The organism is Komagataeibacter xylinus (genome assembly GCF_031081985.1).
Taxonomy (GTDB): domain Bacteria; phylum Pseudomonadota; class Alphaproteobacteria; order Acetobacterales; family Acetobacteraceae; genus Komagataeibacter; species Komagataeibacter xylinus_E.
On sequence record NZ_JARWSK010000004.1, the window covers coordinates 342,617 to 354,715 of the forward strand.

13 protein-coding genes and 1 pseudogene are annotated in these 12,099 nt (G+C 63.3%); 7 read left to right on the plus strand and 7 right to left on the minus strand.

All coding sequences use genetic code 11. The features are described 5' to 3' along the window. The first annotated feature begins 314 nt into the window (after window positions 1-314). A complete protein-coding gene (locus QEG70_RS09770; protein WP_308720481.1) occupies window positions 315-629 on the plus strand; it encodes a hypothetical protein in 315 nt (104 codons plus the stop codon). A 75-nt stretch (window positions 630-704) separates the two neighbouring features. Here QEG70_RS09770 and QEG70_RS09775 read toward each other — a convergent pair whose 3' ends face one another. After that, window positions 705-1,265, minus strand: coding sequence for an HNH endonuclease (locus QEG70_RS09775; RefSeq protein ID WP_172158517.1), 561 nt, complete (start codon window positions 1,263-1,265; stop codon window positions 705-707). Window positions 1,266-1,488: 223 nt separating this feature from the next. Between QEG70_RS09775 and gluQRS the strand changes: the two genes are divergently transcribed. The 3 genes from gluQRS to QEG70_RS09790 all read left to right on the plus strand — a co-directional run bounded on the left by gluQRS (window position 1,489) and on the right by QEG70_RS09790 (window position 4,871). Further along, entirely contained in the window at window positions 1,489-2,367 is an 879-nt protein-coding gene (gluQRS, locus tag QEG70_RS09780) for a tRNA glutamyl-Q(34) synthetase GluQRS (RefSeq protein WP_308720482.1), read from the plus strand. Window positions 2,368-2,428: 61 nt separating this feature from the next. Beyond that, window positions 2,429-3,631: a pyridoxal phosphate-dependent aminotransferase gene (locus QEG70_RS09785; RefSeq protein WP_308720483.1), complete on the plus strand. Its 1,203-nt coding sequence runs from the start codon at window positions 2,429-2,431 to the stop codon at window positions 3,629-3,631. A 13-nt stretch (window positions 3,632-3,644) separates the two neighbouring features. Next, on the plus strand, window positions 3,645-4,871 hold the full coding sequence (locus tag QEG70_RS09790) for a pyridoxal phosphate-dependent aminotransferase (RefSeq protein ID WP_374762582.1): 1,227 nt from the start codon (window positions 3,645-3,647) through the stop codon (window positions 4,869-4,871). Between the two features lie 123 nt (window positions 4,872-4,994). Here QEG70_RS09790 and QEG70_RS09795 read toward each other — a convergent pair whose 3' ends face one another. Together QEG70_RS09795 and QEG70_RS09800 are read right to left on the minus strand one after the other, a co-directional pair. After that, complete coding sequence (locus QEG70_RS09795; protein ID WP_308720484.1) at window positions 4,995-5,477, minus strand: hypothetical protein; 483 nt, start codon at window positions 5,475-5,477, stop codon at window positions 4,995-4,997. Window positions 5,478-5,501: 24 nt separating this feature from the next. After that, window positions 5,502-6,152, minus strand: coding sequence for a hypothetical protein (locus tag QEG70_RS09800; protein WP_308720485.1), 651 nt, complete (start codon window positions 6,150-6,152; stop codon window positions 5,502-5,504). A gap of 404 nt (window positions 6,153-6,556) precedes the next feature. Between QEG70_RS09800 and QEG70_RS09805 the strand changes: the two genes are divergently transcribed. Beyond that, a complete protein-coding gene (locus QEG70_RS09805) occupies window positions 6,557-7,132 on the plus strand; it encodes a gluconokinase (RefSeq protein ID WP_308720486.1) in 576 nt (191 codons plus the stop codon). 6 nt (window positions 7,133-7,138) lie between these two features. Here QEG70_RS09805 and QEG70_RS09810 read toward each other — a convergent pair whose 3' ends face one another. Both QEG70_RS09810 and QEG70_RS09815 read right to left on the minus strand, forming a co-directional pair. Further along, the gene (locus QEG70_RS09810) at window positions 7,139-7,711 is read right to left on the minus strand and encodes a cob(I)yrinic acid a,c-diamide adenosyltransferase (RefSeq protein WP_308720487.1); all 573 of its coding nucleotides are present in this window, start codon (window positions 7,709-7,711) and stop codon (window positions 7,139-7,141) included. Between the two features lie 163 nt (window positions 7,712-7,874). After that, window positions 7,875-8,447, minus strand: a complete 573-nt coding sequence (locus QEG70_RS09815; RefSeq protein WP_308720488.1) for a DUF4142 domain-containing protein — start codon at window positions 8,445-8,447, stop codon at window positions 7,875-7,877. Between the two features lie 292 nt (window positions 8,448-8,739). Here QEG70_RS09815 and QEG70_RS09820 point away from each other — a divergent pair, with 292 nt between their 5' ends. Both QEG70_RS09820 and QEG70_RS09825 read left to right on the plus strand, forming a co-directional pair. Next, the gene (locus tag QEG70_RS09820; RefSeq protein WP_308720489.1) at window positions 8,740-9,117 is read left to right on the plus strand and encodes a DUF423 domain-containing protein; all 378 of its coding nucleotides are present in this window, start codon (window positions 8,740-8,742) and stop codon (window positions 9,115-9,117) included. Beyond that, window positions 9,114-10,067: pseudogene (locus QEG70_RS09825) on the plus strand (SAM-dependent methyltransferase). The gene QEG70_RS09820 and the pseudogene QEG70_RS09825 overlap by 4 nt, the downstream one beginning before the upstream one ends. Here the strand turns inward: QEG70_RS09825 and QEG70_RS09830 are convergent. After that, the gene (locus QEG70_RS09830; protein WP_308720490.1) at window positions 10,039-10,335 is read right to left on the minus strand and encodes a hypothetical protein; all 297 of its coding nucleotides are present in this window, start codon (window positions 10,333-10,335) and stop codon (window positions 10,039-10,041) included. The pseudogene QEG70_RS09825 and the gene QEG70_RS09830 overlap by 29 nt on opposite strands. An 84-nt stretch (window positions 10,336-10,419) precedes the next feature. Then, entirely contained in the window at window positions 10,420-12,093 is a 1,674-nt protein-coding gene (locus QEG70_RS09835) for a M3 family oligoendopeptidase (RefSeq protein ID WP_308720491.1), read from the minus strand. Between the last annotated feature and the right edge of the window lie 6 nt (window positions 12,094-12,099).

A 12,099-nucleotide genomic window follows, 5' to 3' on the forward strand; every position in this document is an offset into this window, starting at 1 on the left:
CAGCCAGTCCGGTGCTGTATTTGCAATTTTTATATATCACGCATGATTTAAAAAAAATCAGAATAATGACAGAGGGTGGCAATATAAGGGCCGCCTGTCATCAAGATCACGGTAATATCACCTATGCATTCAGATGATACCACCATCTGGCGTCATCATATCTTCTTGGCAGCCATGCTTTATGTTCATGTCCGGCATTGCCGGTAGGGCACCTATGCATTGCCCACGCGGCACCGCCAGCGCGGGCCTCTTGTCCCCTATCGCGGGCAGCGCTTTCGTGGCAGTCTTGCCAGCGCTTAAGCGACGGGGTCGAAATGAAGCTGAAGATTGTGGAAAAACTGCCTGCCCGCCTCGGGCTGCTGGCATGTGGGCTGGTGGTGCTGGGTGGCTGCACGGCCGAGATCGGGCGCAAGCCGTTCGAGAGTGACGTAAAATGCCTGCGCGAGCAGTTGGGCACCACCATGCAGCTCAGCTTTCCCATCGCGGCGAATACCTGCCAGCGCATGAGCGACCATAACTTCATCTTCGGTTCCAAGAAGAAGAAGGCCGAGCCGCTGCCGCTCAACCTGCGCGGCGCGCCCGACCTGCAGAAGATGGCCGATGAATACGGCTACAGCTACACAAAATAGCGTGTCCGCCCGCTAACGGAACCCTGGCCGCCCCGGTGCGTTGCGCCCGCGTCGCGCTGGCCGGGCGGGGTGGCTTCAGCTTTCCAGTTCGGTATCCCAGTACAGATAGTCGCGCCAGCTTTCATGCAGGTAGTTGGGGGGAAAGGCGCGACCGTTTTCCTGCAACCTGCGGCTTGAGGGGCGAGCGGGCGTACGGGCGGGATACATGCGGATCTGGTGCGGCATGTAGGAACCCTTGATCAGGTTGCACGGGCTGCAGGCGGTCACCACGTTCTCCCAGCTCGTGCGGCCGCCCTTGCTGCGGGGAATGACGTGGTCAAAGGTCAGTTCCTGCGTGGGGAAGCGGGTGTTGCAGTACTGGCAGGAGAAATTGTCGCGCAGGAACACATTGAACCGCGTGAAGGCGGGCTTGCGGGCGGTGGGGATGTAGTCCTTGAGCGCAATGACGCTGGGCAGGCGCAGGCTCTGGGTGGGAGAGTGGACGACCGTATCATATTCGCTCAGCACCGATACGCGGTCGAGCCACACGGCGCGGATGGCATCCTGCCATGACCATAGCGAAAGCGGGAAATAGGAGAGCGGCCTGAAATCAGCATTCAGGACCAGGGCTGGCAGGTATTGACTGTCACAGGGCACGGACGCATTCCTTTCCGAATGCCGCCGCACAAAGTTCAGGCGTACTCTGTTCCGAAGCGAACGCCTTATGGATGTGCGTCGTCGTCAGGTCACTGTCGAATCTATTGCAGACCCCGCATGGCGTGGCAACCCCATGTCCGGGCGGCGGCAGGAACCGATCCATCAACGCAGCAGGGCAGGGAGAGGGTGCAATTTTTCGCCATCACCCTGATTTGACTTGATAATGGCTGAAATAACCCGTTTTGCGCCCAGCCCCACGGGGCACCTGCATCTGGGGCATGTGGCCTCGGTGCTGCATGCCTGGCGCGCGGCCACGGAGTCGGGCGGGCGCTTCATCCTGCGGGTGGAGGATATCGACACCACGCGCTGCCGCCCCCAATTCACTGCCGACCTGTATGCCGATCTCGCCTGGCTCGGCCTGTCCTGGCCGCAGCCGGTGCGTTGCCAGTCGGCGCATATGGCCGATTATCGCGCCGTGCTCGACCATCTCGCCGCGCACGGCCTGCTCTACCCGTGTTTCTGCACCCGGCGCGATATTGCCGAGGCCGCGGGCGCGCCCCATCACGCGCCCGATGGCGCACTGGTCTATCCCGGCACCTGCCGCCACATGGACCCGGGTTTGCGGGCGGCAAGGCTTGCAGCAGGCACCCCCCACGCCCTGCGGCTGGACATGGCGCGCGCCCTGCAATGGCCCGGCGCCAATACGCTGACATGGCATGAACTGGGCGAAGGCCCGCAGCCCGCCAATGCGGCAGCGTTTGGCGATGTGGTGCTGGCGCGGCGCGATGTGCCCGCCTCTTATCATTTATGTGTCACCCATGATGATGCGCTGCAGGGCATCACCCTTGTCACGCGCGGGGCGGACCTGCGGCCTGCAACCGGGCTGCACCGTCTGTTGCAGCACATCATGGGCTGGCCTGCGCCGCGCTACAGCCACCATGCGCTGCTGTGCGATGCCGGGGGCAGGCGGCTGGCCAAGCGCGATGGCGCGCCCTCCATCCGTGCCATGCGGGCCGCGGGCCTGACGCCGCAACAGGTGATGGAGGCAGCCGGGGGCGGGCATCACATATCTGCTGTTTCCTCGGGCACGGGTTCGCTCTAGGCTACGGCCGCCCCGGTCGCGTGCCGGATGTGTCCTTTCACTGTTGATGGATCTTGATACCATGGATCTTACCGCCGCCCGGCTGGCCCGGATCAGCCCGAGCCAGACGATTGCCATTTCAACCAAGGCGCGTGAACTCAAGGCGGCGGGGAAGGACATCATCAGCCTTTCCGCTGGCGAGCCGGATTTCGATACGCCGGACAGCATCAAGAAAGCCGCCATCCGCGCCATCGAGGCGGGCGAGACCAAATATACCGATGTGGCGGGCACGCCCGCCCTGCGCCGCGCCATTGCCGCACGCTTCCGCGCCGATAGCGGGCTTGACTACACCTGGGATGAAGTGATCGTTGCCAATGGCGGCAAGCAGATCATCTATAACGCCATGGTCGCCACCATCAATCCGGGCGATGAGGCCATCATTCCCGCGCCGTGCTGGGTGTCGTATCCCGATATCGTGGCACTGGCCGAGGGCACGCCCGTCATCGTGCCGTGCAGCGTGGAGAACGGCTTCAAGCTCCAGCCCGCTGAACTCGAGGCCGCGATCACGCCGCGCACCAAGTGGCTGCTGCTCAACTCGCCCAACAACCCCACCGGGGCGGCCTATTCCTTCGAGGAGATGCGTGGCCTGTGCGACGTGCTGCTGCGCCACCCCGATGTGTGGATCCTGACCGACGACATCTACAACAAGCTGGTCTATGACGGCTTCCGCGCCCCCACCGTTGTCGAGGTCGAGCCCCGCCTGCGCGATCGTACCGTCACCATGAACGGCGTGTCCAAGGCCTATGCCATGACCGGCTGGCGCATTGGCTATTCCGCAGCCCCCGTGCAGATGACGCGGGCGATGAACAAGCTGCAGGGCCAGTCCACCTCCGGCCCCGGTTCGGTCAGCCAGGCCGCGGCGGTGGAAGCACTGACCGGCCCGCAGGACTTCATCGGCACCATGGTCAGCACCTATCAGGCGCGGCGCGACCTCGTGGTGGGCATGCTCAACGAGGCGAAGGGCCTGCATTGCCCGGTGCCCGAGGGCGCGTTCTACGTGTTTCCCTCACTCGTCGGCTGCCTGGGCAAGACCAGCGCGGGCGGCACGCTGATCGATACCGATGAAGCCTTCGTCACGGCCCTGCTTGATGAGGAAGGCGTTGCCGCCGTGCATGGCAGCGCGTTCATGTTTGCCGGGCATTTCCGCATCTCCTACGCCACCGACACGGCCAGCCTGAAGGAGGCGTGCCTGCGCATCCAGCGTTTCTGCGCAGCCCTGCGTTAAGGAACGGGCAGCCATGAACAGGAATGAAGGACTGGCCCATCCGCTGTTCGCGCAGTGGATGGGGCGCCTGAGCGTGCCCGCCACCATCGCCATGGCGCAGCGCGCGCGTGAACTGCGCGCGAAGGGGGAGAAAGTGCTCTCGCTCGCATTGGGCGAGCCTGACTTCGCAACGCCGCCCGCCGTGATCGAGGCGGCGCACCGCGCGGCGCTGGACGGGCAGACCAAATACCCCCCCGTTGATGGCACGCCTGCGCTCAAGGCGGCGATTGCGCGCAAATTTGCGCGCGAGAACGCGCTGGACTACGCGCCGGGCGAGATCATGGTCTCGAACGGGGGCAAGCAGGTCATCTTCAATGCGTTCATGGCCACCGTGCAGCCGGGCGATGAAGTGGTCATTCCGCGCCCGTACTGGGTCAGCTACCCGCTGATTGTCGAGATGTTTGGCGGCACGCCGGTCTATGCCGACTGCCATGAGGCCGATGATTTCCGCCTCAGGCCCGCAGCGCTGGAGGCCGCGATCACGCCGCGCACCAAATGGCTGGTGCTCAACTTCCCCAACAACCCCACGGGCGGCATCATGGGGGAGGCCGATCTTGCGGCTGTGGCGGAAGTGCTGCGCCGCCACCCGCATGTGCATGTGCTCAGTGACGAGATATACGAGCACCTGCTCTATGACGGGCAGCGCCATGCCTCGCTTGCCGCCGTCGCGCCGGACCTCAAGGGCCGTATCCTGACCCTGAACGGCGTATCAAAAGCCTATGCCATGACCGGCTGGCGGGTGGGTTACGTCGGTGGCCCCACGCCGCTCATCCGCGCCATGACAGCCATACAGGGTAGTGCTACCTCGGGCATCTGCACCATCAGCCAGGCTGCTGCCGCCGCTGCCCTTGACGGGCCGCCCGACATTATTGCGCAGATGTGCGCGGTCTATGCCCGCCGGCGCGAGATGGTGGTGTCAACCCTGCGTGCCATTCCCGGCCTGACCTGCGCCATGCCGCATGGGGCGTTTTATGCCTATCCCGGCATTGCGGGCTGTATTGGCCGCAGGAGTGCTGGGGGGCGCATGCTCAACACGGACGAGGATTTTGCCATAGCCCTTTTGGCCGAGCAGCATGTGGCCGTGGTGCATGGCTCGGCCTTCGGGCAGGGGCCTTACCTGCGGCTGTCCTATGCCACGAGCGACGACATTCTCGCGGAATGCTGCACGCGCCTTGCGCGGTTTGTGGATGGGCTGTCCTGAAGGGCATCAAGGCGCACTGATGCCGCCTTTTTTCAAGGCGGCGTTCTTTGAAGCTTCTTGAAAAAAGCTTTACCGAAAGCGTCCTTATGATTTCTGGACGGTTTGCGCGATATCTTGCTGTTTTCAGTCAGGATCGGGCGAGGGCGGGCTGAGCAGGAAAACCCCTTCGGTCAGGATGGCGGGCAGGAGCGGGGTGGCCAGCGGCAGGCCAGACAGCACGATCGCCCCCGCCGAGGCAGCGCACGCCCCCACGTAGCCGGTGCGCCCGCCAAGGCGCTCGGCAATGACAAACAGAAAGACCGCCACAAGTTCCAGCACCGCAGCGCCGCCAAGGCGGAGCGGGTGCAGTTGGGTCTGCAATCCCATATCCGACAGCAGGCGCAGCAGCGCGGGCGACTGTTCCTGCGTGTCGCCCCCTAGCCCGAACATGAAGGAGAAGGGCAGGATCAGCACGCCAAGTATGTCGCGCAGCAGGTTGATCAATCCGCTGACCAGCGGCAACAGCACCAGAATGGCAAGGCTCATGCTGGTGCAGGTGGCGACAATGATCAGGCCGACCTGTCTCTGCCGGGCTGCCGGGTTGCGCGGCGGCTCATCGGGTTCCATGGGCACCGCGGCCTGCGGCTGGCGTCACCACCATTTCACGGGTTCGGGTTCATTGGGGTCAGCCTCGTCATTGCCGGCCTGGGGGGGGCTGACCGGCACGGCCCGATTTTCCGCCACGCGGTTGCGTGCCTTGTGTCGGCTGGCTTCCTCGCGCAGGCGGTCGGCCTCCTCGCGTGCGGCATAGATTTCGGCGCGCAGGCTCAGTATTTCGGCATCACGTTCGGCGAGTTTTGTCTTGTGCTCGGCGGCGATGACATCGGCATGGCCGATGCGGGTGGTCAGGGAGTGGATCTGCGCCTGCGCTTCCGACAGGCGGAGTTCAGCCTCCTCGCGCAGTTTCTGCTCGAACTGGATCTTGTGGCGCAGTTGCTCCGCCTCGCCCCGGTCTTCAGGCTGGGCATGCAGCACGCGCGGCGAGGCGCGACCGGTGGTCAGTGAATGATGTTCGACACGCACATCGCCATCCTGCACGAATTTGCGGCGGCGCTGGGTGGGATCTGCCTGGCGCACGGGGCGCGCCTTGGCCTGCGCGGCCTTGGGTGCAGCGGGGCCGCGCGGCTTGCCCTTGCCAAGGCGCTCAAGCGCCTGGCGGAAGGCGGTTTCATTGACTTCTTCGCGTTGGGGGCTCTGGTCTTCTTCCTTCGAAAAGGAAAGAAAATCGTTATAAGGTGACACAGCAGAACTCTCGATAACTCAATGCACCATGCGAGATGTTGGAAGGGCCATATTTAGGAAATTATTCCTCTGACCGGGATGCCGATGGTGTCTGTTTTTAAGTGATTGATCGAGCATATAACGCTTTTTGGGCAAGCTGTGCAAGAGGTATGAAGATAAATATAATAATGTGATGACATAATTATTATGCCATAATATTTTTAACAAAATTCAAATAAATCAAACGGAAATAAGAATATAAATAGACAATATTTTTTCAGTTTTAAGCAAAAAGACGATAGATTTCATAATGAAATTCACTGTATCGGTGCGCCCGCATTCTGGCGGTCACTTGCGTTTTGAGGGCCGGTTGGGCCAGATAAGGCGCGATAACGTCTTTTCTGTAATATCCGGCAGGATACAATATGTGTGACAATGGGCGAAATGCCGTTGCGGTTTCTCTCTCGCGCAGGCTCATGCAGGCGGCGCGCCCGCGTGTGCTGGTGGTGATGGGGGTGTCAGGGTGTGGCAAGAGCACCGTGGCCCAGCTTATGGCCGCGCGCATGGGCTGGCCTGTCATTGAGGGTGATGACCTGCATCCGCCCGCCAATATCGCGCGCATGAGCAATGGCATTCCCCTGACCGACGCCGATCGTGCCCCCTGGCTCGACCGCATTGCCGCCGAGATCCAGGCCTGGCACGAGCAGGGGCAGTGCGGCATCGTGACCTGTTCATCGCTGCGGCGGGCCTATCGCGAGCGGATCAGCAATGGCCATGATGCGGTATGCTTTGTCTATCTCAAGGGCAGCAAGGAAGACATTGCCCCGCGCCTGCGCCAGCGCACCGGGCATTTCATGCCGGTTGGCATGCTCGACAGCCAGTTCGCAACCCTGGAAGAGCCCGACATGCACCATGAGATGGTCATGGCGCTCGATGTCAAAGCCACGCAGGCCCATCTGGCCGAGCAGGCCTGCCTGCATCTCGACCGCCTGCCGGGCTGAGCGCCCTCAGCCTGCCGTGGGTGGCGGGGAGGCCGGGGTCCATGTCAGGTCACCAGCTCCGTTCTCATTGAGGTGACGCCCCAGCACGAACAGGTAATCGGACAGGCGGTTCATGCAGGCGGGAATGGCAGCGCCAATGTCTTCGCTCCGCGCCAGCGTGGCCAGCCGTCGTTCCGCCCGGCGCACCACGGTGCGCGCGAGATGGGCGTGGGCTGCGGCCATCGTGCCGCCGGGCAGGACAAAGCTGGTCAGCGGCGGGATATGCGCGCGCAGGTGCTCCACCTCATCTTCCATGGCCCTGACCGCCACCGCACCCTGTGCGAGCGGGCGGGGCGGCTGGCCGGGCATGCACACCACGCCGCCAATATCGAACAGAAGCCCCTGCAGCCAGGCAATGAAACGGGCGTTCCGGCCTGCGGGCAGGCTCGCGCGCAGCAGCCCGATCACGGCATTGGCTTCATCAAGGGCGCCAAGGGCCTCGATACGCACCGAGTCCTTGGCAACGCGCGTGCCATTGCCCAGCGCGGTCTGTCCGGTGTCGCCGCCACGGGTCACGACCCGGTCGATGCGAATGCTCATGGATTGATCCATCTGTCATGAGGAAAGTAATAAAAAATTTTCAATAAATATTCTTATAAAAACCAAAAGTTTTTGGTGAAGCTTTTTTCAAAAAGCTTCAAAAAACGCCATCTGCTTGAAAAAGGCAGTATCCAAAAATTTTTATCAGTAATGGCAGCGCTTTTTAGCGTGAAGGCTTGGCCGCACCCAGCTTCAGGGAATCGTTGAGCAGGGTCTGCAACGTGTCTGCCGTGGTGGAGGCATAGGTCTTGAGTTCAGGGTCGGAGGCGGATTCCGCCTCGTTCTGGAACATGGCCAGCGCATCGCTTGCGGCCTGGGCCTGAAGGTCGAGGTAATCGCGCTCGAATTTGGCCCCGGTTTCGGTTTTGAGCTGGGCTGCCACTTCCTCCTCGTCCGGGCTCATCTCCTTGTGCAGGGTCAGCCCGTGCTTGAGGGCGATGGCGGAGAGGGCAGTCTCGTTGGCGGTGTGCAGCTTGACCGAGCGCGTAGCGAATTCCTGCACCTTGCGCCGCTTGGCCTCCGTCGTGGCCATTTTGGAGATGTTGATCTCGAATGCGTTCAGGGCCGACACGTTTTCAGAAAAGGTGGAATCGGATTCCGTCAGCGGCGGCAGGCTCGGCGCGGGGGCTGCCGCAGGGGGGGCTGCGGGCGGCGTGGCAGGACGGGCCGCCGCAAGGCCCGCTGCGGGAAGAAGGCTGACAGACGCGCAAAGAAACCAGACGGCGTAATTTTTCATGCTTTCATCTTCCCAACGTGTAAAATTCAGGCGGTTTTACTGAACGCCCCCACGGTTTATCAGTTTTGGCCCGCCATACAAAGCCGGCAGGCCACAATACCGGGCCCTGCGGCAGATGAAGGCGACAGGGCAGGGCAGAGCAGAGGAAAACTTTCCTACCGTCCTGATCCGGCCCGCTGGCTTGCCGGTCGCCCTTCATGCCGGGCTGGCCTATACGATGCGCCCACGGCGGGAGTAGGGTGTGCCCGCCCGCGTCGTGTGCGGGTCGTCACCCTGTTTGCGGATATGCTGAATGCCTACTGTTGTCCGGTTTCTGTTGTGTTTCGCGGCGCTGGCCGCCTTTTCCGCCGTCATGGGCGGGGCGCTCACCGCCCATCTGCCTGACCGTTTCTTTGCCGAGGGCGGGCGTGACATGGCCCGGCAGGCCATACAGATGCAGATGTGGCACGCGTTGGCCATGATCGGCATCGCAGTGCTGATGATCCAGCAGGGGTGCCGCGCGCTCATTTCCCTTTCCGGCTGCCTCATGGCGGTGGGCACCATCCTGTTCAGCGTGGGCGTGGCGCTGACGGCGTTCTGGGGCATCCATCCCGGCCCGGTGGCGCCAACGGGGGGCAGTATCCTCATGGGGGCGTGGCTTTTGCTGGCGGTGGGGGTCATGCGCGCATGAATGCCCAGCCCGAAACATATACGCAGCCCGCCTGGCCCGTGCGCAGCGCCTATCTGGCCGCCCCCGGATTTGAGGAGGTTCTGGAACAGGAACTGACGCGCAAGGGGGCGGGAGCACTGTGCTGGCACGGGCGGCTGGCGCTGTCAGCAGCACTGCCGGTGACCAGCCTGTGAGCGATTGACATATGGGATGCGCCCGCATTGCACGCGGTGCCCTCCATCAAGGGGGCGGCGCGGATCATGCGCGGCCTGCAACGCAACTGGGCGGGTTACGCGCCCATACTCCACCGCCGCAGCGCCCTGATTACCGATGCCCTGCCGCCGGTGCGGCCCAAACCCGTGGTTTTTCCCGCCATGCCGCCTGATGCCCATCTGGGTGGCTGGACGCTGCTGGCGCCAGGCCAGCTTCTGCTCTCGCCCACCAAGTCTGCGCCGTTCATCAATGGCGAGGTGGCTTTTGTCGAGAACCGTACGGAGCCGCCTTCACGCGCCTATCTCAAATTATGGGAGGCACTGTTCCGCCTTGGCCGCTGGCCGGTGGCAGGCGAGACCTGCATCGACCTCGGGGCCTGCCCCGGTGGGTGGACATGGGTTGCGGCCAGCCACGGCGCGCAGGTCACGGCCATTGACCGTGCGCCGCTGGCCGAGAGTATTGCCGCCCTGCCCAATGTGACGTGCCGCTATGAAAGCGCCTTCGGGCTGGACCCCGCCACTTGCGAACCCGTGGACTGGCTGTTCTCCGACATCATCGCCTATCCCACGCGGCTGCTCGCACTGGCGCAGCGCTGGATTGCTTCAGGCAGGGCTGCGCGGATTGTCATGACCATCAAATTCCAGGGCGAGACCGACCACGACACGGCAGAGGTCTTTGCTGCCATTCCCGGCGGGCGCGTGCTGCATCTGTGGCACAACAAGCATGAACTCACCTTTTTCTGGCAGCGCGGCGCATGAGCAGCCGGTCGGCAATCTCTACCACGCCGATGGCCAGTACGCAGCACACAAGGGCCACCGCCATCACGATCAGCCGTTCCTGCTCGGTCTCATCCGTGGCGCCCGCAAGGCGGTAGACGGACAGCCACAGATCGGTGCTCGCAATGCGGTCGACCAGACCGGCCACGGTGGTGCTCAGGCGCAGGCTGAGCATGAACAGCACTGTCAGCCCAAGCACGGCCAGCGTCTTGTACACGGTGCGGGCAACCGTAGGCGTGGTGGTGGGCATGCATTCCCCGGAATATGGATAAGAGACAAAAGTTTTGGGTGAAGCCTTGTTCAAAAAGCGTCACCCAAAAACGGCCTTCCGTTTTCAGTCATCGAGCAGGGCGCGCGCGGTGCGCACCACATCGGCCAGCGTGCCGGGCTTGAAGGGGGACTGAAGCCCGGCCGAACGCACGAGCCGGGTAAAGGGTTGCGCCCCACCCTGCGTGCACAGGTCCACATAGGCCTTCAGTGCGCCCGGCATGTCATCGCGGCTGCGGATCCAGAACTGCATGGCGCAGCATAGGGCGAGCGCGTAATCAATGTAATAGAACGGCGAGCGGTAGATATGCCCCTGCGCCTGCCACCGCCCGCCCATGGTGGGGTGGGGCAGGCCGCCATAATCGCGCCAGGGCAGGTAGCGCTGCTCAAGCGTGCGCCATACGGCATGGCGCTCGGCGGGGGTCATGTCGGGGCGGGCATAGACCTCGTGCTGGAAGTGATCGACACACACGCCGTAAGGCAGGAAGGCGAGCGACGAGATGAGGTGCATGCGCCGGTAGCGCTCGCCCTGTCCGGGCTCGACCATCAGGTCGATATGCGGCCAGGTGAGGAATTCCAGCGCCATCGAGTTGATCTCGGCGGCGTCCATGGTCGGCCATAGCAGGTCGATGGCGGGCAGCTTGCGGCTTTTCCAGTTCTGGTAGGCATGGCCCATCTCGTGCGTGAACACGTTGATGTCGTGCTGCGTGCCATTGAAGTTGGCGAAGATGAACGGCATGCCCACCGTCGGGAAGGACGTGCAGAACCCGCCCCCCGCCTTGCCTGGCCGGTTGATGAGGTCGAGATAGCCGTTCTCGCGCATCTGGGCAAAGAAGGGGCCGAGATCGCCGCCCATGCGGTCGAACATGGTCTGCGCGCGCGCCATCAGCGCGTCATGGCCGCCTGCGGGGCGGGGGTTGCCCAGCGGGTCGATCAGCGGTTCATCCCATGAATACAGCACATCCCACCCCATGGTGGTGGCGCGTTTTTGCACGATGTCATGCACCAGCGGCACGACATGGGTGCGCACGTCCTCGCGAAAGCGCGCCACATCGGCAGGCCCGTAATCCACGCGGCGCATGCGGCGGTAGGCCAGTGGAATGTAGTTGTCATAACCCAGCGTGCGCGCCATGCCATCGCGCAGGTGCACCATGTCATCAAACAGGGTGTCGAGCCGGGGCGCGTTTTTGGCAAAGAACGCCCAGCGCAGTTCTTCGGCCTGCTGGCGCACGGTCCGATCGGTGCTTTCGGCATAGGGGGCGAGGCCGGACAGGTTGACCTGCCGTCCGTCAATCTCCACCCGTGCGCTGGCCAGCAGGGCTGTGTATTCACCGCTCAGGCGGGCTTCTTCCTCCAGTGCATCGGCAATGCGGGGGTCGAAGGTGGTGATGTCGGTGCGCCACAGTTCCAGCGTGTGGGGTGTCACCACCTGGGCCACCGCCGTGGGGTCGGGGTATTCGAGCAGCCTGCGCTTGAGGGTGACTTCATGCGCGGTCACATACGGGCCAAGCCCATCGGCGTAGTCACGGTCGGCCTTGGCGTCCGCGCTGGTGGTGTCCTGTGCGAAGCGCAGGTCAACCAGGGCGGACCAGCTTTCATAATCGCGGCGGATCGTATCGAACAGGCCAGCGGCATCGGCCACGCGGCCCTGGTCAAGCAGGGTCGAGACCTGCCCGAAGCGCAGGGCCAGCGCATCACGCGCGGGGCGGGGAAAGGCGAGGCTGTCAAAAGGGCGGGACATGCAGGC

Excerpts from the sequence above, each read along its gene's own strand:
- QEG70_RS09835 (WP_308720491.1), bottom strand. The coding sequence starts at position 12,093 with ATGTCCCGCCCTTTTGACAGCCTCGCCTTTCCCCGCCCCGCGCGTGAT.
- QEG70_RS09790 (WP_374762582.1), top strand. The coding sequence starts at position 3,645 with ATGAACAGGAATGAAGGACTGGCCCATCCGCTGTTCGCGCAGTGGATG.
- QEG70_RS09805 (WP_308720486.1), top strand. The coding sequence starts at position 6,557 with ATGTGTGACAATGGGCGAAATGCCGTTGCGGTTTCTCTCTCGCGCAGG.
- gluQRS (WP_308720482.1), top strand. The coding sequence starts at position 1,489 with ATGGCTGAAATAACCCGTTTTGCGCCCAGCCCCACGGGGCACCTGCAT.
- QEG70_RS09815 (WP_308720488.1), bottom strand. The coding sequence starts at position 8,447 with ATGAAAAATTACGCCGTCTGGTTTCTTTGCGCGTCTGTCAGCCTTCTT.
- QEG70_RS09770 (WP_308720481.1), top strand. The coding sequence starts at position 315 with ATGAAGCTGAAGATTGTGGAAAAACTGCCTGCCCGCCTCGGGCTGCTG.
- QEG70_RS09810 (WP_308720487.1), bottom strand. The coding sequence starts at position 7,711 with ATGAGCATTCGCATCGACCGGGTCGTGACCCGTGGCGGCGACACCGGA.
- QEG70_RS09795 (WP_308720484.1), bottom strand. The coding sequence starts at position 5,477 with ATGGAACCCGATGAGCCGCCGCGCAACCCGGCAGCCCGGCAGAGACAG.
- QEG70_RS09785 (WP_308720483.1), top strand. The coding sequence starts at position 2,429 with ATGGATCTTACCGCCGCCCGGCTGGCCCGGATCAGCCCGAGCCAGACG.
- QEG70_RS09830 (WP_308720490.1), bottom strand. The coding sequence starts at position 10,335 with ATGCCCACCACCACGCCTACGGTTGCCCGCACCGTGTACAAGACGCTG.
- QEG70_RS09820 (WP_308720489.1), top strand. The coding sequence starts at position 8,740 with ATGCCTACTGTTGTCCGGTTTCTGTTGTGTTTCGCGGCGCTGGCCGCC.